General features: G+C 60.8%; 17 protein-coding genes. 9 read left to right on the top strand and 8 right to left on the bottom strand.

The window, feature by feature from the left end:
* Window positions 1–53: 53 nt before the first annotated feature.
* The 7 genes from kdsA to ACQZ5K_RS06490 all read right to left on the bottom strand — a co-directional run bounded on the left by kdsA (window position 54) and on the right by ACQZ5K_RS06490 (window position 6,004).
* Window positions 54–899, bottom strand: a complete 846-nt coding sequence (gene kdsA / locus ACQZ5K_RS06520) for a 3-deoxy-8-phosphooctulonate synthase (protein ID WP_078053958.1) — start codon at window positions 897–899, stop codon at window positions 54–56.
* Entirely contained in the window at window positions 899–1,768 is an 870-nt protein-coding gene (locus tag ACQZ5K_RS06515; protein WP_448739923.1) for a VOC family protein, read from the bottom strand. Before ACQZ5K_RS06515 ends, kdsA begins: the two co-directional genes overlap by 1 nt.
* 104 nt (window positions 1,769–1,872) lie before the next feature.
* Window positions 1,873–2,310 carry a D-erythrulose-4-phosphate isomerase gene (gene derI, locus ACQZ5K_RS06510; RefSeq protein WP_003521371.1) on the bottom strand — a complete coding sequence of 146 codons (438 nt, stop codon included), beginning with the start codon at window positions 2,308–2,310 and terminating at the stop codon, window positions 1,873–1,875.
* A 61-nt stretch (window positions 2,311–2,371) separates the two neighbouring features.
* Complete coding sequence (gene dhaL / locus ACQZ5K_RS06505; RefSeq protein ID WP_448739922.1) at window positions 2,372–3,016, bottom strand: dihydroxyacetone kinase subunit DhaL; 645 nt, start codon at window positions 3,014–3,016, stop codon at window positions 2,372–2,374.
* A gap of 11 nt (window positions 3,017–3,027) precedes the next feature.
* Entirely contained in the window at window positions 3,028–4,020 is a 993-nt protein-coding gene (locus ACQZ5K_RS06500) for a dihydroxyacetone kinase subunit DhaK (RefSeq protein WP_448739921.1), read from the bottom strand.
* 69 nt (window positions 4,021–4,089) lie between these two features.
* Complete coding sequence (locus tag ACQZ5K_RS06495) at window positions 4,090–4,965, bottom strand: sugar phosphate isomerase/epimerase family protein (protein ID WP_448739920.1); 876 nt, start codon at window positions 4,963–4,965, stop codon at window positions 4,090–4,092.
* A gap of 151 nt (window positions 4,966–5,116) precedes the next feature.
* Window positions 5,117–6,004: a LysR substrate-binding domain-containing protein gene (locus ACQZ5K_RS06490; RefSeq protein ID WP_448739919.1), complete on the bottom strand. Its 888-nt coding sequence runs from the start codon at window positions 6,002–6,004 to the stop codon at window positions 5,117–5,119.
* A gap of 169 nt (window positions 6,005–6,173) precedes the next feature.
* On the opposite strand from ACQZ5K_RS06490, the gene ACQZ5K_RS06485 reads away from it, so the two are divergent.
* The 8 genes from ACQZ5K_RS06485 to ACQZ5K_RS06450 all read left to right on the top strand — a co-directional run bounded on the left by ACQZ5K_RS06485 (window position 6,174) and on the right by ACQZ5K_RS06450 (window position 13,855).
* Window positions 6,174–6,935, top strand: coding sequence for an SDR family NAD(P)-dependent oxidoreductase (locus tag ACQZ5K_RS06485; protein ID WP_065653911.1), 762 nt, complete (start codon window positions 6,174–6,176; stop codon window positions 6,933–6,935).
* A 59-nt stretch (window positions 6,936–6,994) separates the two neighbouring features.
* Window positions 6,995–7,867 (top strand): transketolase, encoded by an 873-nt coding sequence (locus tag ACQZ5K_RS06480; RefSeq protein ID WP_448739918.1) that lies wholly within the window; start codon window positions 6,995–6,997, stop codon window positions 7,865–7,867.
* Window positions 7,864–8,895, top strand: a complete 1,032-nt coding sequence (locus tag ACQZ5K_RS06475) for a transketolase family protein (protein ID WP_448739917.1) — start codon at window positions 7,864–7,866, stop codon at window positions 8,893–8,895. The genes ACQZ5K_RS06480 and ACQZ5K_RS06475 overlap by 4 nt, the downstream gene beginning before the upstream one ends.
* Before the next feature lie 121 nt (window positions 8,896–9,016).
* Window positions 9,017–10,024, top strand: a complete 1,008-nt coding sequence (locus ACQZ5K_RS06470) for a TRAP transporter substrate-binding protein (RefSeq protein ID WP_059752824.1) — start codon at window positions 9,017–9,019, stop codon at window positions 10,022–10,024.
* 120 nt (window positions 10,025–10,144) lie between these two features.
* A complete protein-coding gene (locus ACQZ5K_RS06465) occupies window positions 10,145–10,678 on the top strand; it encodes a TRAP transporter small permease (RefSeq protein ID WP_448739916.1) in 534 nt (177 codons plus the stop codon).
* Entirely contained in the window at window positions 10,675–11,934 is a 1,260-nt protein-coding gene (locus ACQZ5K_RS06460; RefSeq protein ID WP_448739915.1) for a TRAP transporter large permease subunit, read from the top strand. The genes ACQZ5K_RS06465 and ACQZ5K_RS06460 overlap by 4 nt, the downstream gene beginning before the upstream one ends.
* Window positions 11,935–12,181: 247 nt before the next feature.
* Window positions 12,182–12,904 carry a transcriptional repressor LexA gene (gene lexA / locus ACQZ5K_RS06455; protein ID WP_035261730.1) on the top strand — a complete coding sequence of 241 codons (723 nt, stop codon included), beginning with the start codon at window positions 12,182–12,184 and terminating at the stop codon, window positions 12,902–12,904.
* Between the two features lie 273 nt (window positions 12,905–13,177).
* Complete coding sequence (locus tag ACQZ5K_RS06450) at window positions 13,178–13,855, top strand: glutathione S-transferase family protein (protein ID WP_448739914.1); 678 nt, start codon at window positions 13,178–13,180, stop codon at window positions 13,853–13,855.
* Between the two features lie 20 nt (window positions 13,856–13,875).
* Here the strand turns inward: ACQZ5K_RS06450 and ACQZ5K_RS06445 are convergent, their stop codons facing one another.
* Window positions 13,876–16,305 carry a ComEC/Rec2 family competence protein gene (locus ACQZ5K_RS06445; protein ID WP_448740081.1) on the bottom strand — a complete coding sequence of 810 codons (2,430 nt, stop codon included), beginning with the start codon at window positions 16,303–16,305 and terminating at the stop codon, window positions 13,876–13,878.
* A gap of 307 nt (window positions 16,306–16,612) precedes the next feature.
* Between ACQZ5K_RS06445 and gltA the strand changes: the two genes are divergently transcribed.
* Window positions 16,613–17,902 carry a citrate synthase gene (gene gltA, locus ACQZ5K_RS06440; protein ID WP_003502585.1) on the top strand — a complete coding sequence of 430 codons (1,290 nt, stop codon included), beginning with the start codon at window positions 16,613–16,615 and terminating at the stop codon, window positions 17,900–17,902.
* The last annotated feature ends 47 nt before the right edge of the window (window positions 17,903–17,949 follow it).

The following is a 17,949-nucleotide window of genomic DNA, read 5'->3' as shown; positions in this document are numbered from 1 at the left end:
ACGGCCCGCCCGCCATTAAAATCGATTGGCACAGACAGTGCCCGCCCCGCCCCTCAGGCTTTGGTAATGGCGTCGAAGGCGAGCAGCTTTTCCAGCAGTTTCGGCATGTCCTTCAGATGAACCATGTTGGGGCCGTCGGACGGTGCATTGTCCGGGTCCTCATGGGTCTCGATGAAAAGCCCGGCGACGCCGACAGCAACCGCCGCCCGCGCCAGAGTCTCGACGAATTCACGCTGGCCGCCCGTGGAGCCGCCCTGCCCGCCCGGCTGCTGAACCGAATGGGTGGCGTCAAAGACAACGGGCGCGCCAAGCGATGCCATGATCGGCAGCGAGCGCATGTCGGAAACAAGCGTGTTGTAACCGAAGGAGGCGCCGCGCTCGCACAGAAGCACATTCGGATTGCCGCTCTCATTCAGCTTGGCCAGCACGTTCTTCATGTCCCAGGGGGCGAGGAACTGGCCCTTCTTGACGTTGATGACGCGACCGGTTTTCGCGGCGGCGACGAGAAGATCGGTCTGGCGGCTGAGAAAGGCCGGGATTTGCAGCACATCCACCACTTCGGACACGATGGCGCATTGTTCTTCGGTGTGAATGTCGGTCAGAACAGGAAAGCCGAATTCCTTCTTGAGATCGGCGAAAACCTGCATGGCGCTCTCAAGGCCGATGCCGCGCTTGCCGGAAAGCGAGGTGCGGTTCGCCTTGTCGAAGGACGACTTATAAACGAGCCCGATCCCCAGCTTGTCGCAAAGCTCCTTCAGGACGCCAGCGATCATGAAAGCATGTTCCCGGCTTTCCATCTGGCAGGGGCCGGCGATCAGGGAAAATCGCTCGCTATTGGAAAAGGAAACCGAATTGGCGCCGTCGCCGGCGGTGACTTTGAGATTGTTCGTAACGCTCATCATTTTTCCTCGAAGGCGAATGCAACGCCCTGACCGGGCGCGGCGGACACCACCAGACGGCCGCCCGCTTCTGCGCTGGAGACGCCATTAGCAGCAAGCACCGCTTCTGTCACGGCAAGATCGTCAACGGAAAAAACGATGCCTGCGCCGTGCAGGCCATTCGGAGAATTGGGCAGGCTTTCGCTGAAGGCCGGTTTTTGGTTCAGCCTGATGCGCACATTGCCTGTCGCAAAAATAATATCTCCATCTGGAGACATCTCCTCCTCACAGGCAAATACCGTTTCGATCAGACGGACCGCGTTGGGATCGCCGCCGGAAAACAGAACGATCTCGCTGAGGCCGGAAGCACCATTGGCGTGGCGCTCCAGCACCGCCCGGTCGTTCGGCAAAGCCTGCAATCGCTGGCAGCTGAACAGAAAGAAATCCGAAGCCGCGCCGCTCGCTGCGAAAGCCAGCCGGAATGCCGCCTCACTCTGTGAGCCGTCCGGCATCCGCACGGGCCGTGAAAATTCAAATATATCGCCTGCCGAGAAGCCGGATGCGGAAAACCTGTCATGATCGGCAACGGCGCTTTCGCTTCTTGCCACCAGGGCCGAAAAACCGTCCTCGCCATGACGCTGCCGAAAGGCCCGATCCCTACCGGTGAACACGTCGCCCCTGTTCACCGATTCATTATATTTAGCCGGGTTAGCAATCGCGAGCGGTTCCAGATAGGTGCCGTCCGTGAAGAAAACGCAGGCATTCTGCGTACCGAAGGGATGGAGGGCCTCCGGCGCGACGGTGAAGCCGAGAAGCTCAAGGCGGTCTTTCGCCACGGCAAGAGACTGTACCGGCAAAACGAGATGATCGACACTATTTCGGTTCGCCATTTTCGAGCCCCTGTGCTGCGGGTTTGTGCGTGACAAAAGCACAGATGACGCCAGCAATGCAAACGATCAGCTTCGCCGGGCCGGCCCGGTCAAGCACCTATGGCTCACCGGCAGGCGTCGAGACGGTTGATCGCCTCCACGTTTTTCGCCGAAGATCCTTTCGGATCGAAATCCGATGCCAGCCAGGTGTCGACGATGGCTTTCGCCAGCTCCGGTCCGATCACGCGGGCGCCCATGGTGATGATCTGGGCGTTGTTGGATTTCGCCGCCCGTTCGGCGGAATAGGTGTCGTGGGTCAAGGCGGCGCGGATGCCGGGCACCTTATTGGCGGAAATGCAGACGCCGATGCCGGTTCCGCAAAACAAGAGGCCGCGATCGAATTCGCCGGCGATGATGCTGCCGGCCACGGCCTCGGCCAGATCGGCATAAAATCCGTCCTGGCTTCGATCCACGACCGTCAGCCCTTGCCTGCCGGAAAGATGGGCGAGCACCGCATCCAGCAGGGGTTTTCCGGCACTGTCGGCGCCTGCGACAATTCTCATTTCGATGTCTCCCGTTAGTCGCGCGCGAGCCCCGACGGGCTGCAGCCGCTATCTTCTGTTTTCACGATTGCAATCTGGCCTGTGCGCCTTCGGCAAGACTGCGCAGGATGAGCGCGCAGGAGGTGGCGCCGGCATCGAGAACACCGAGCGAGCGAGCGCCGAGACGGCTGGCGCGGCCGATCTTCGCCACGAGATTGATGGTCGAATCCCTGCCGGTTTCGGCGGCGGCCACAAGGGCTGCGGCGGCATCGTGGAATGACGCGCCCGAGGCGGTGGCGGTGTCGAATGCCGTAACGGCCGGCACCAGCGTATCCAGCAGCGTCTTGTCGCCCACCTTGGCCGAGCCGATGGAACTGACACCTTCGAGGCCGGCATGCAGCATTCTGCTGAAGGACGGCGCATCGATAACCTCGGCATTTTCGATTTTCTCGGCGAATTCCGTAAACATCACCCCATAAAGAGGCCCCATGGAGCCGCCGATTTCCGTCATCAGGATCGTGCCGAGCGTATCGAGCGCCTTGGCAAGCGAGGCGTCCTGCCCTCTCAGCCGGTCTGCGGCCACGCCGAATCCCTTGGCCATGTTCACGCCATGGTCGCCATCGCCGATTTTACCGTCGATCTCGCTGAGATAGGCGCGGTTTTCGATGATCCTTTCGGCCATGGAAAGAACGATGTCGCCGGCCCTGGCGTTCTGAAAAGACTGCATGAATTTTCTCCTCACAGCATAACGGTGCAAAGCGCTTCGGCATCGAGCAGCGGTTTCAGTTCGTCATCCAGCGCCATCACGGTCAAAGTCGCGCCCACCATCTCAAGCGACGTGAAATAGTTGCCGATATAGGTCTTGTGGATTTTCAGGCCACGCGCCGAAATCTCGGATTCTATCGTGTCGTTGAGGATGTAGAGTTCGTTGACGGGCGTCGCGCCAAGGCCGGAGACCAGCACCGCCACCTCGCTGCCGGCCGGCAGGTTGTGATCGTCGAGCACGATCTTGCACATGTCCTTCGCCACCTCAGCAGCGGATTTCAGCTTCTCGACGCGGACGCCGGGTTCGCCATGGTGGCCTATTCCCACTTCCATCGCGCCCGGTTCGATCTGGAAGTTGGGATGGCCGACCGCCGGCAGGGTGCAGGGGCCGAGACCGACGCCGATCGAACGGCAATTGTCGATGGCCTTCTGGGCGGTGGCCCGCACCTCCTCCAGCGAAGCGCCGCTTGCCGCCTTGGCGCCGCCGATCTTCCACATGAATATTTCGCCAGCGACGCCACGGCGTTTCTCACGCTCCTCCGGGGCTGCGGAACACACATCGTCATTGGCGACGACGGTGGCGATCTCGATTCCGTCTTTGGCGGCGAGCTTTGTCGCCATCTTCACATTCATATTGTCGCCGGCATAATTGCCGTAGAGCACGATCACGCCCCTGCCGCCATTGGCTTCGCGGATCGCGTCGTGAAAGCTCTTGGCCGTGGGCGATGAAAACAATTCGCCGACGGCGACGGCATCGAGCATGTTGCGGCCGGTGTAACCGATAAAGGCCGGCTCATGCCCGGAGCCGCCGCCCGTGACCACACCGACCTTGCCGGCGACCGGCGCGCCTCTGGCAACGACGACACGCGGATTTTCCGCAAGGCGCGCGATGTCGCGATGGGCCTTGATGAAGCCCTTCACCGTATCCTCGACCACCTCGTCGGGGTTATTCACAAATCTCTGCATTACTTTCCTCCTTTATGCCGTCTACGCGTCAGTCCCTATCGCTTCTCGGGCCGCTTCTCAGGCCGCCTCTCAGGCGACAGCGGCCGAGCTTGCCGCTCCACCCCCGGCCAATCCTCTTTTGACCGCGTCAAGCGAGGCCGCTAGCGCCTGCTCTATTTCCCGAAGCGATGCGGGGCTGATACGCCTTACCGGCTGGGCATCCGCGCGACGGTGAAGGCGCGCTGGAAACTCGATGCTGATCGGCATCTCCGGCTTTTTGGCAATCTCACCGAGCAGCTTGCGGCAATCGATATCGCCCTCGCCCACCGGCACGAAAAACCAGCCTTCCGGCGTCCGTTTCACGTCCTTGATATGCGCGTGGACCGAGGCGGGCAGCGCCGCCACCGCGTCATCGGCAAAATCGTTGAGTTGCGGACGATGGGACGCGGTATTGGCCGCGTCATAATTCAGCCCCAGCCATGGGGAGCCGAAACGCCGCGTGAGCGCGATGCCCTCCTGCGCGATGTTAAAAAGGTTGTCGCTGCCATCGCCGGGATTTTCCAGCCCGATCACGATGCCGAAGGCCTCGGCACGGCGCAGAAGCACCTCGATATTGCGCAGGAACCGGTCTTCGCGCTGCCGGGCCGATGCATTGGTGGCGATAACCCTCGCGCCGATTCCCGCCGCAAAAGCCATTCTACCGGTGAAAATTTCAACGGAATCGTCCAGTCCAAGATCGATATGCGACGACATGGCATGGCAGCCGAGCCCGGCATCATCAAGCGAGCGGCGCCATGAGGCCATTTCAGCCGGCAGGAACGCGCTTTCGTCGAATGGTTCGGTGTAACCGACGATAAAGGCAGGCTCCACATGGCGAAAACCGATCCTGGCGATGCTCTCCAGCATCTCCTCGCGCCCATAGCCGTCATATGGCGCGCCGGACGCCGATATGATGCGATCTTTCATGCAATCCTCCCCTTGAGCCGCAGCCGAAGGGACGATGCCGATCACGCTGCAACCTCATTATTCCGACCGGAAAATGACGGAGAGGTCCGCTCGTGAGCAAGCGGAAAAAATTAACGCGCCAGTGAATTCAATTCACGTAACAACCACATTCCTATTCAAATGCGGGATCCTGAAGATCTTCGATCAGCCAGTCGGCAAACCGTCTCGCCAGCCTGCGCTGGCTGCCGGATTTGGGATAGGCGAGATAATGGCCGACATAGTGAAGGTCCTGCGTCGCGCCGCTCAGGGGCGCGACCAGCCGCCCGGATTTTATCTCGCGATGGGCAAGGCGTGTGGATTCCAGCGCCACGCCGACGCCATTGGCGGCGGCATCGATCGCCAGGAAACTGCGGTCGAAACTCATGGCCTGAATGGGCGGCTTGCCGAGCCCATTGGCCTCGAACCAGTCCGGCCATTGCAGACGTTTGTTGTCGCTTCGAATAAGCAATTGCCGGTTCAAATCCCGGGGTGTCCTGATCTCGTCCGCGAGCGCCGGCGAGCACAGCGGCGTGACACGCTCGCTGCCCAGCGGAATGATGATGAGATCGTCCCCCTGCGGTTCGCCATAGATGATATCGGCATCGAATTCACCATCGACGAAACGCACGTAGGCCGTGCTGGCCGCCAGCCGCACCTCGATCCCCGGATTGGCGTTCAAGAATTGCGGCAGGCGCGGAGACAATACCTGCGCCGCATAGCTCGGCGCGCAATGCAGGCGCAGAAGATGGGAGCGGTTGGAGGACACCACCTCAATGCCCTGCCGCAACTCCTCGAAGGCGTTCGATGCATGTGCCAAAAGCGTCTGCCCCGCCGCCGTCAGGCGCACGGTTCGTGTGGTGCGCTCGAAAAGCGGCGTACCGAGCACCCTTTCGAGCTTGACGATGGCATGGCTGACGGCGCTCGCCGAAAGGTTGAGCTCATCGGCAGCGGCGCGGAAAGAGCCGAGCCGGGCGGCGGATTCGAAGGCGCGGATGGAGGTGAGTGAAATGCCGTTCAACATTCGATTACTGAAGCAGATTCATGAGATGATGTAAACTTCGCGTTTGAAGCGCCCTCTGCCCATCTGCAATATCGAGGCTGCATTCGTCGCAGGACGGGATGCGGCGGCAGGTCGGGAGCACCGCCGTCAAGCGTATGGAGCCGGCCCGCCCGGCTTGGGAGGATTGCTTATGTTGTTGAATGGAAAGACCGCGGTTATTTCAGGCGCCGCCAGCAAACGCGGCATCGGCCGCGCCACGGCGGAACTTTTCGCCCGCCACGGCGCCCGCGTCGCCATCGTGGATCTGGATGAAGCCGGCAGCATCGAAGCCGCGGCCTCGCTTGAGAAAGTGGATGGCGGCGAGCATCTCGGCGTCGGCGGCAATGTGGCGGACCGCGCCTCCTGCGAGGCGGCCGCGCAAAAAGTCATCGCCGCCTTCGGCAAGATCGATATCCTCATCAATAATGCCGGCATTACCCAGCCGGTGAAGACGCTCGACATTACCGGCGCAGACTGGCAGCGCATCGTCGATGTCAACATGACCGGAGTGCTGAATTTCAGCCAGGCCTTCATTCCCAATATGCGCGACAATGGCGGCGGCTCGATTGCCTGCATGTCGTCGGTCTCCGCACAGCGTGGCGGCGGCATTTTCGGCGGACCGCATTATTCGGCGGCAAAGGCCGGCGTTCTCGGTCTCGCAAAGGCCATGGCGCGTGAATTCGGACCTGACGGCATTCGCGTCAACTCCGTCACTCCCGGCCTGATCCAGACCGACATTACCGGCGGCAAGCTGACCGACGACATGCGCCGCGACATTCTCAAGGGCATTCCGCTCAACCGTCTCGGCGACGCCATCGATGTCGCCAATATCTATCTTTTCCTCGCCTCGGACCTCTCCTCGTACGTCACCGGCGCGGTGATCGACGTGAATGGCGGAATGCTCATTCACTGACAAAGCCCTTTCGAAGCCGAGAAACCGGCTTCGATTTTTCTGACCGGGAGGAGGAAACCATGGCTCAGGCGTATTCGGACACAGATGCAACGAAGGAAGCGGCTCTGGCGAATGTATCGCTGGCGGAACGCGCCTGGCGCATCCGGCGCAACGCCCTTTTGATGGGTGAGGTGCAAGGACAGGGTTATGTCGGCCAGGCGCTCGGCATTGCCGATGTTCTGGCGGTGGCCTGGTTTCACACCATGCGTTACCAGGCGAACGATCCGCACTGGGAAGGCCGCGACCGGTTTCTGCTTTCCATCGGCCATTATGCGATTGCGCTTTACGCAGCGCTCATCGAGGCGGGCGTCATCCCGGAAGACGAGCTGGAGACCTATGGCTGCGACGGCTCGCGCCTGCCCATGTCCGGCATGGCCTCCTATACGCCGGGCATGGAAATCACCGGCGGATCGCTCGGCCATGGGCTTGGCATTGCGGTGGGCATGGCTCTCGGCCTCAAGCGCAAGAATTCCGACCGGTTCATCATCAACCTGATGTCGGATGGCGAGTTGGGCGAAGGTTCGACCTGGGAGGCCGCCATGGGCGCATCCCATCACAGGCTCGGCAATCTCATCAATCTCGTGGATTTCAACAATCAACAGGCGGACGGCCCTTCCCGCGAGATGCTGTCCTCTGAACCTGTGGACGCCAAATTCGCGGCCTTCGGCTGGCACGTGCAGCGCGTGGACGGTAACGATATCGACAAGGTTCGCGAGGCCTTCGATATCGCCATGTCACTTTCCGATGACAGGCCGCGCGCCATCATTTTCGATACCCGGATGGGCCGCGGCGTGCCTTTTCTCGAAAACCGCGAAATCACCCATTTCATTCGCGTGGAGGCGCATGAATGGAAGCTGGCGCTTAACGCCCTTGAGGAAGGACGGCCGCAATGAGTGCAGCAGCCCCGCAGAAGCGCCTGACCACATCGGCGATGATCGCCTCCATCGCCGCCGAAGGCCAGCCGACACGGCCTGCTCCCTTCGGTCGCGCCCTTGTTCAGCTGGCGAAGGAACGCGAGGATATTGTCGGCCTCACCGCCGATCTCGGCCAATATACCGACCTGCATATTTTCGCCAAAGCCTTTCCCGAGCGCTTTTATCAGATGGGCATGGCCGAACAATTGCTGATGAGCGCCGCCGCCGGTCTGGCGCGCGAAGGCTTCGTGCCCTTCGCGACCACCTATGCGGTCTTCGCCGCCCGCCGCGCCTATGATTTCATCGCGATGGCGATTGCCGAGGAAAACCTGCCGGTGAAGATCGTCTGCGCCCTGCCCGGCCTGACGACGGGTTACGGCCCCAGCCATCAGGCGACCGACGATCTGGCGATCTTTCGCGCGCTGCCGAACATGACGATCATCGACCCGTGCGATGCGACCGACATAGAAGGCGCGGTGCCGGCCATTACGGATTACAACGGCCCCGTTTATATGCGCCTGCTGCGCGGCCAGGTGCCGGTGGTGCTCGAAGAATATGGCTATCGGTTCGAACTCGGCAAGGCGAAGCTTATCCGCGATGGTGCGCAGGTCCTTTTCATATCGTCCGGCATATTGACGATGCGGGTTCTCGAAGCGGCTGCCCTGCTTGAAAAAGAGGGTGTCGGCTGCGCCGTGTTGCATTCCCCCACAATCAAGCCGCTCGATACCGCCTCGATCTTCGCGGAAGTGGACCGGGCGGATCGTCTGGTCATCGTGGCGGAAAACCACAGCGAAATCGGCGGGCTTGGAGAGGCCGTGGCGATGGCGCTGATGAAAAGCGGCCGGGCGCCGCGCCTGCAACACATCGCCCTGCCCGATGCCTTTCTGGATGCAGGCGCTCTGCCCACCCTGCATGACCGCTACGGCATCTCGACGGCGATGATCGTGGCGCGCGCAAGGGCGTGGCTGGAGAATGAAAGTTTTGAAGTACCGCACGGTTCGGTCTAAAGGCTGAAGCTGAAACATGGTGCGGAATCAGCCGGGGGGAGCCGGCGGTTTCAAGGGAGTGGAGCGCGTTATCCGCGTGGTCGGACAACGCCGAGGGTGTTTAAATCCAGGGAGGAGAAAAATGAGTATTTCCATCAACAGGCGTATGTTCCTGACCGGTACCGGACTGGCGCTGGCTGCGCCGGCCATTCTGACGACGGCCCGCAACGCCCGGGCCGCCACGACGCTGACGCTCGGCCATGGGGCTGCGCCGGGCAATCCGCGCACGCTGGCGGCCGCGAAATTCGCGGAACTTGTTGCCCAGAAAACCGAAGGCCGCGTGGCGATCAATGTCGCCGGTTCGGAAACGCTTGGCAGCGACGCCGCCATGCTGACCAGCCTGCGCACCGGGGCGCTGGATTTCACCGCCAACAGCCAGGGTCCGGTTTCGAGCGTTGTTCCAGAACTTGCGGCGCTCGGCCTACCCTTTCTGTTCAGCAACGCCGATCAGGCTATCAAGGTGCTCGAGGGCGATGTCGGCGCATCGCTCGATGCGCGTTTCCAGAAGGTCGGCATCGTGCCGCTCGACTGGTGGGACAACGGCATCCGCCATGTCTCCAACTCCAAACACGCCATCACCAAGCCGCAGGACGTCGCGGGCCTGAAAATCCGCACGCCGGCCGACCCGATGACCATGGATATTTTCAAGGCGCTGGATGCGGCGACGGTTCAGATCGCGTTTGGCGAACTCTACATCGCGCTTCAGCAGGGCGTCGTCGACGGGCAGGAAAATCCGCTGGTGAATATCGAAAGCTCCAAGCTTTACGAGGTCAACAAGCATATCAGCCTCACCGCCCATAAGTGGGAGTCCACCCCGTTCCTGATGTCCAAATTCGCCGAGGGGCGGCTGGGCAAGGATTTCGAGGCGGTCAAGGCGGCTGCGAAGGAGGCAGGCGCGCTTCAGCGCAAACTCTCGGCGGAAAAGGCAAGCGCGTCTCTGGCCGCCTTCAAGGCCAATGCCGCCATCGAGGTGGTGGAAGACATCGACCACGCCGCTTTCGCGAAAGCGACCGCGCAGGTGCTGGAGACATGGAAGCAGAAGCCCTTCGGCGATTTCGTCGCTGAGCTGGAAAAGGCCGCCAAGGGCTGACGATCAGGATGCCGGGCCGGTTCATGCCGCCCGGCGTCGCCTTCATGTCCACCGACAGGATCGGCGGGAGCCTCGCTCACGCCGACATTCATACGGTTTCAGTTTTCAGGAGATGCGCCAATGCTCGAAGGAGCCTTGTCCGCCGCCAATCGCGTTGACAGTTTCATCGCCATCCTCTGCCGCATCGTCATCGTGGCAACCGGCATTCTGCTCACGGTCATCATGACGGCAAACGTCATCGTCCGCTATCTATCGACATCCGGCGGGCTGGATTTTGCGGAAGAACTGCCGACCATGCTGTTTCCATGGTTCATCGTTGCCGGCATTACCCTTGCCGCGCAGAGCGGCGCGCATATGGCGGTTGAATGGATCTATGACAAGTTCGACGAACGCGGCAAGGTGGCGGTTCTGCTGTTCGCCAATCTCGTGACGGTCGCAAGCTTCGTCATTCTCGCGCAGCAGGCGCTTGTCGTCGCCGAGATCGCCGGCGCGGAAATCAGCCCTGTGCTGCAACTGCCCAACAGCATCGGATATTATTCCATCGCCTTCGGCGCGGCACTGGTCTCGATCACCACCGCAACGGCAAGTCTACGCATTCTCTCCGGCGGCTGGCATGCCCGCCCGCACGGTGCAACCGAGGAGATGCCGCTATGACCATCGTGATGATCATCGCATTTTGTATTCTCATGATGATTGCGGTTCCGGTCGGTTATGCGCTGATCATCTCTGCGGGCGTCGCCGTGCTGTGGAACGGTTATGTGCCGCTCTCGATCGTGGCGCAGCAGGTTTACGACCAGACGCAGTCTTTCCCGATGCTGGCGCTGCCGTTCTTCATGCTTGCGGGCACGCTGATGCTCGGCGGCAAACTTGGAACCCAGCTTCTGGAGCTGGCCTCCAAGGCCATGCAGCGCTGGCGCGGCGGCCCGCTTTCCACCACCGTCATTTCCTCGGTCGTGTTCGGCGGCGTTTCCGGCTCGGCGGTCGCCAATGCGAGCGCACTCGGCTCGGTGCTCATTCCATGGCAAAAGCGCCAGGGCTACCCCGCTCCCCTCTGTGCGGCCAACAATGCCACCTCGGCCGTCATCGATGTGCTCATTCCGCCGTCGATCCCGATGATCCTCTATTCGCTGGTCAGCGGCGTCAGCATCGCCAATCTGTTCATCGCCGGCATTCTGCCGGGCCTGCTCATGGCGGTCGGTTTCATCTTCGTCTGCTGGGCCATTGCCGTGCGGCGGGGCTATGCGGTGCGTGACGAAAGCATCCGCAAGCGCGATCTGGCGCTACTTGCATTCCGCAGCCTGCCGGCGATCCTCCTGCCGATCCTGATCATCCTCGGCCTGCGCTTCGGCTTTGCAACGCCGACCGAAGTGGCCGTTCTTTCCGTCGTCTATTCGCTCGTGCTCAGCATCTTCTTTTATCGCGATCTGACGTGGAAGCGTTTCTGCGACAATTTCGTCGAGGCAGGCTCTGCAACCGGCGTCGTCATGCTGGTCATCATGGGCAGTGCGGCGGTGGGCTGGGTGCTCACCTTCGATCAGGCGCCCCAGCATTTCGCCACCTGGGTGGCGGAGAATATCTCCAACCCGATCCTGATCATTCTGATGATGAACGTCCTGATGCTGATCATCGGCATGCCGCTCGATCTGCCGCCGTCGATCCTGCTGCTCGGACCGATCTTCGTGCCGCTTGCGGATATGATCGGGCTCGACCGGGTGCAGCTCGGCATGATGATGGTGATCAATCTCGGTATCGGGCTCTATACGCCACCGATCGGCACCACGCTCTTCATCTCGTCCTCCATAGCCAGAGCGCCGCTCGGCGCGACGACGAGGGAATTGTGGCCGTTCTTCACCATGGCGATGCTGCTTCTCATCGCAGTCAGCTTCATTCCTGCGCTCACGATCTACTGACGTTCGGCCCGTAGCAAATCGGCAGCCAGAAACCACCGGTCGGTCTCCACGGTCGGTGGTTTTAGTATTCAAGACGTGCCGCCTACGTCGTTAAATCTGCTTTGTTCATGGTTTCGACGATCAAATCACGATCTGCGATGCACCCTTCACGAAATTTTAGGGGATTGCGGAACACATATGGAACATATAGTGTTCGTTCTGTATTTGTTTCGCGACTTCAACGACGATTCTCAAGGGTGTTTTCCTCATGCTCACGCGCAAACAGCAGGAATTGCTTCTCTTCATTCATGAAAGAATGAAAGAGTCCGGCGTGCCGCCCTCCTTCGATGAAATGAAGGACGCTCTCGATCTTGCATCCAAATCCGGCATCCACCGGCTGATCACCGCACTCGAGGAGCGCGGCTTTATTCGCCGGCTACCTAACAGGGCGCGGGCGCTGGAAGTGATCAAATTGCCTGAGGCCTATGCTCCGGGTGCAAGGCCGCAGCGCGGCTTCTCGCCGAGCGTCATCGAAGGCAGCCTCGGCAAGCCAAAGACGCCGGAGCCGGCCCCTGCCCCCAAGGCGCCGGCCAATGATCTCGGTGGCGCCGTCACCGTGCCGGTCATGGGCCGTATCGCCGCCGGTGTGCCGATTTCCGCCATCCAGAACAACACCCATGATGTGGCCGTGCCGGTCGACATGCTCGGCTCGGGCGAACATTACGCTCTTGAGGTCAAGGGCGACTCGATGATCGAAGCCGGCATTTTTGATGGCGATACCGTCATCATCCGCAACGGCAACACGGCCAATCCTGGCGATATCGTCGTAGCACTGGTGGATGATGAAGAAGCGACCCTGAAGCGTTTCCGTCGCAAGGGAGCCTCCATCGCACTGGAAGCCGCCAACCCCGCCTATGAGACCCGTATTTTCGGGCCGGATCGGGTGAAAATCCAGGGCAAGCTGGTTGGGCTGATCCGGCGCTACCATTAATTGGCAGCCCGCTTTTTTCGCTAAGGGCGTCATCGAGACGATGGCGCTCCCTTTGAGGCATCTTGGCTTGTTCTCTGGAACAGAGCGGCTCTGCGGAAGTAAAGAGAGGGGGTTTTTCGCCCTCATCTCCGGGCGGTGACGTAGATATGCCTCCTTCTCCCTGCCCTCACCTTGCCATTCATCAACGCGGCTTATGGGAGCCATGGATTATTTGCAATATTCCAAGGGCCATCCGCCGGTATAGAAATGCGCGTCATATCGGGGAAACACGTCATGTATGATCTTTATATCGCCAACAAGAACTATTCCTCATGGTCGCTGCGGCCGTGGGTGTTGATGCGCACGCTCGGCATCGCCTTCGATGAAAAACTCGTTCCCTTCGGCGAAGGCGTTTCCTTCTCCACCTTCTCGCCGACCGGCAAGGTGCCCTGCCTTGTCGATGAGGGCGTGACAATTTGGGAAACGCTGTCGATCGCCGAATATCTGGCGGAAAGACATCAGGGCGTCTGGGCGAGCGACAAGCAGGCAAGGGCCTGGTCACGGTCGGCGGCGAGCGAAATGCATGCGGGCTTTTCCTCGCTGCGCAATCTCTACCCCATGTCGGTCGGCATTCGCGTAAAACCGAAGGGTGGCGATACCGGGCTTGCGGCCGATATAAAGCGCATCGATACGCTGTGGAGCGAAGGACTCGCGAAATTCGGCGGGCCCTTTCTTGCCGGCCAGAAATTCACGGCGGTCGATGCCTTCTTCTGCCCGGTGGCATTTCGTTTCCAGACTTATGGCGCGGAACTTTCCCCCGCAGCGAAAGCCTATTGCGACCGGCTGCTCGCCCTTCCCGCCATGCGCGAATGGTACGAGGCCGGGCTGAAGGAAGTCTGGCGCGATGTGGCGCATGAAGAGGAAATTAGCGGGATCGGCGAATTGACCGCGGATCTGCGCATCAAGGCCTGACGACCCATGCTGGCGGCGCTCTATTGCGATGCCGCCAGCAACCGCATGACGGCATCGGGCACGTCGCGATCGAACCGGCCGCTTTTCCAGTCGTAATAGCGATGTTCGCTCCAGGGCCTGTCCATGCCGGCGATTGCGGCGCGCAGCCTGCCGACTACCCCTGCCTGATCGCTGCCGGCGAAGTCCATTTCCAGCGAACCGATCCGCCGCAGGATATCGCGGTTCAGCAGAAGTGCGCCCGAGCGGCATTGCGAGAAGGACGTTCTGCGGGAGACGATAACGATATCGGCGATATCGCAAGCCTTTCCGGCAAAGCGGCCATCTTCCAGAACGATGATCCATTCGCCGCTTCCCGCGCGCGCAACGCACCATGTGCCTTTGCTGCAGGTGAAAACACCGGGCTCGGCGTCTCTCAGGGCCGCCGTCATCTGCCGTGCAACCGCGCTCATCTCTTGCGGATCAAGCTTCGCCTTCGGGGCCAAAGCCACGGTGTTTGCCGTGGCCTCGGTCTTTAGAAAGACCGGCGGCACAGGCTGTTCCGGTAAAAGCAGCGCCCTTTGCCATTGGCCATAAACGAAACCCTGCGGCTGAGCCTTCGTCGTGTAGGCTTTGCCGTCCTCCAGCAGCGCCACCAGCTCGCCATCCTCATGAACAAGCAGGTCGGGCAGATCGCGATAGGCCATGGCGGATGACAGGCCGAAGGCGAGGAGCAGAAGCGGCATGCCCAGAAGCGCAAGCCGGCTGCGCAGCAATGTCAGCAGCAGAAAACCAGCCGAGGCAAGTCCCAGAAACCACCCGTGAGGCCGGCCCGTCGCAGCGCTTCCGCCCCAGGACGCCACTTCCTGTGCAACCTCGATGACGAGGGCCATGCCGTAACCCATGACCTTCAGAAATGGAGCGTCGAGCCCGAAAGGCATCAACAGCATGGCGACGAGGCCGAAAGGCATGACAATCAGCGACATCAGCGGCATGGCGGCCAGATTGGCGAAAAGTCCATAGGTGGTGACACGCTGAAAATGCTCGACCGAATAGATTGCCGTCGAAAGACCGCCGATCAGCGACGTCGTGATGACACCGCCAACGATGGCGCCCGCCGTTTGCGCCACCGTCATCCATGCCGGTTTGCGCCCGATGAACAGACGCTCGCGATCAATACGCCAGCGGCTCCAGGCGGCATAGGACGCGACGAGCGCGATGGTCGCGGCAAAAGACATCTGGAAGCTCGGACCCATGATTTCCGAGGGCGAAAAAGCGAGAATGACCAAAGCGGAAAGCGCAACATTCCTGAGGCTGAGCGAGGGTTGATCGAACAGCACAGCGATCAGCATCACCGACATCATCAGCCAGGCGCGTTCGGCGGAAACGGCGAAACCTGAAATCAGGTAATAGGCAAGCGTCATCAAGAGCGCGGCGAAAGCCGAAATCTTCTTCACGGGCCAGCGCTGCGCGAATGCCGGAAAAAGGCTGAAGGCAAGCCTGAGTCCTACGAAGAATATGCCCGACGCCAGCGCCATGTTGAGCCCGGATATGGCGACGATATGGGCAAGGCCGGAGAGCCGTAACGCTTCCATCGTTTCGGCGGATATGGCCTGTCTCTCATCGGTGACGATGGAGGCGGCGAAGGCTCCCGCATCGCCACCGATGGTGTTGCGGATGCGTTCGGCAATGGCGGTGCGAAGGCCATAGAGCCGCATGTCGGCCCATTCCTGCCAGCCCGTCTTCGCGTCGATGCCGGGTGAAGTGAGCGTCTGTGGCGGCTTGTAGAAGAATCCGGTCGCGCCTATGCCCCTGAAATAGGAGGCGAAGGCGAAATCATTGAGCCCCGGCAAGGCCGGGCCGGATGGCGGCGAGAGCCGCGCCTTGCCACGAATGGTCGCGCCGAGTGCGGCGGGCTCGCCTCCCCCGCGTGACAGGAGCGAGATCTTGCCCGGCGGGCGTGACAATGCCGGCGCCTCCGTTGCGGTGAGTTGCACCACATATCGCCAGTCCCCGCGCGCATCCACCTCCCTTCGGGTCACCGTGCCGGTAATGGTGGTGGTAACGGGCGTATCCAGCACCACCGTTCCCGCACGCCATGTTTCGACCCCGGCGAAAAGCATGCCCAGCAAAAGCAGCGCGAAAAGGCCGCAGGCCGTCGCTGCGAAGCCCGAGCGATATTTCGCGAATAAAGCCAGACCGGCGGCGATGAGACATGTGATCGCCAGAACGGAGAATGAAGGCGAGGTGTCGAGGGAAAACCAAAGGATCGCACCGCCCCCGATGAGAACCGGAACGAAAAGAAAATCGTGGCCGAATGCGCGCTCCTCGGCGACGTATGCGGCGATTTTTTGAGAGGCGACAGTCCGCAGGTTCGGCTTGCCGGCAAGGGCGGGCGTATCATATGTCGCGACATCGCCGGTTCTGCGAAGCGGATAAAGGATTTCCGCCGTGCCGGGCAAATCGCCCTGCATCGTTCCGGCATATCTGAAATGCTGTTTTTCCCCTTGACCGAGCAATCCGCGCCGCGCCCCTGCCGCACCGGAAACAGGTTTGCAGGCGGATGCGAGGGATTGCAATCCTTTCCTTTAACCCTGCGTTGACTGAGATTGAATTGCCATCGCCGGGAAAGACGAAAGCAAGGCAATTGCGTTTGCCGCAATGCACAATTTGACCTTTGGATAGCTTGGCATCTGCGCAAGGATCATATAGCTAATCGGTAGACGCTTAACCGCGGGGCGTGTCTCAACGCCCCCACCCGCATGTTTTCGGAGGATCAGTATGACGGAAAAAAGCGCTACAGTGACACTTGGCGAAAAGCAGGTCGAACTCCCGGTCAGGGAAGGCACGATCGGACCAAGCGTCGTCGATATCGCCACGCTGTACAAGCACACGGGCTCTTTCACCTACGACCCGGGTTTCACGTCGACGGCCTCCTGCGAATCCAAGATCACCTATATTGACGGTGACGAGGGCGTTCTACTGCATCGTGGCTTCCCCATCGAGCAGCTCGCCGAACAGGGTGACTTCCTGGAAACCTGCTACCTTCTGCTTTACGGCGAACTGCCGACCGCGGCTCAGAAGAAGGATTTCGACACCCGCGTCACGCGCCACACCATGGTGCATGAGCAGATGAGCCGCTTCTTCACCGGCTACCGCCGCGATGCGCATCCAATGGCCGTCATGTGCGGCACGGTCGGCGCGCTCTCTGCCTTCTACCATGACTCGACCGACATCACCGATCCGCACCAGCGCATGGTCGCTTCGCTGCGCATGATCGCCAAGATGCCGACGATCGCCGCCATGGCTTACAAGTACCATATCGGCCAGCCCTTCGTTTACCCGAAGAACGATCTGGATTACGCCTCCAATTTCCTGCACATGTGCTTTGCCGTGCCCTGCGAGGATTACAAGGTCGATCCGGTTCTGGCCCGGGCCATGGATCGCATCTTCATCCTGCATGCCGATCACGAGCAGAACGCCTCCACCTCCACGGTGCGTCTTGCCGGTTCGTCGGGTGCGAACCCGTTCGCCTGTATCGCGGCTGGCATCGCCTGCCTCTGGGGCCCGGCTCACGGCGGCGCCAACGAAGCGGCGCTCAACATGCTCAACGAAATCGGCACGGTTGACCGCATTCCGGAATATATCGCCCGCGCCAAGGACAAGAACGATCCGTTCCGCCTGATGGGCTTCGGTCACCGCGTTTACAAGAACTACGACCCGCGCGCCAAGATCATGCAGAAGACGATGTACGAAGTGCTGGAAGCCACCGGCAACTCGGACGATCCGATCATGCAGGTCGCGCTGGAACTGGAAAAGATCGCCCTTTCCGACCCCTACTTCGTCGAAAAGAAGCTCTACCCGAATGTCGACTTCTATTCCGGCATCACGCTGAAGGCGCTCGGCTTCCCCACGACCATGTTCACCGTTCTCTTCGCTCTTGCCCGTACCGTCGGCTGGATCGCACAGTGGAACGAAATGATCGAAGATCCGCAGCAGCGCATCGGTCGTCCGCGCCAGCTCTACACGGGCGCCGGCAAGCGCGACTACGTTCCGGTTTCCAAGCGCTAAGCCGCGAAACCCCATAAATCAAAGGCCGGCAGGTTTTCACCCGCCGG

Source organism: Agrobacterium sp. 22-226-1 (genome assembly GCF_053522345.1).
The sequence above is the reverse complement of the archived record's forward strand: the minus strand, read 5'-3'. Positions and strand labels throughout refer to the sequence as shown.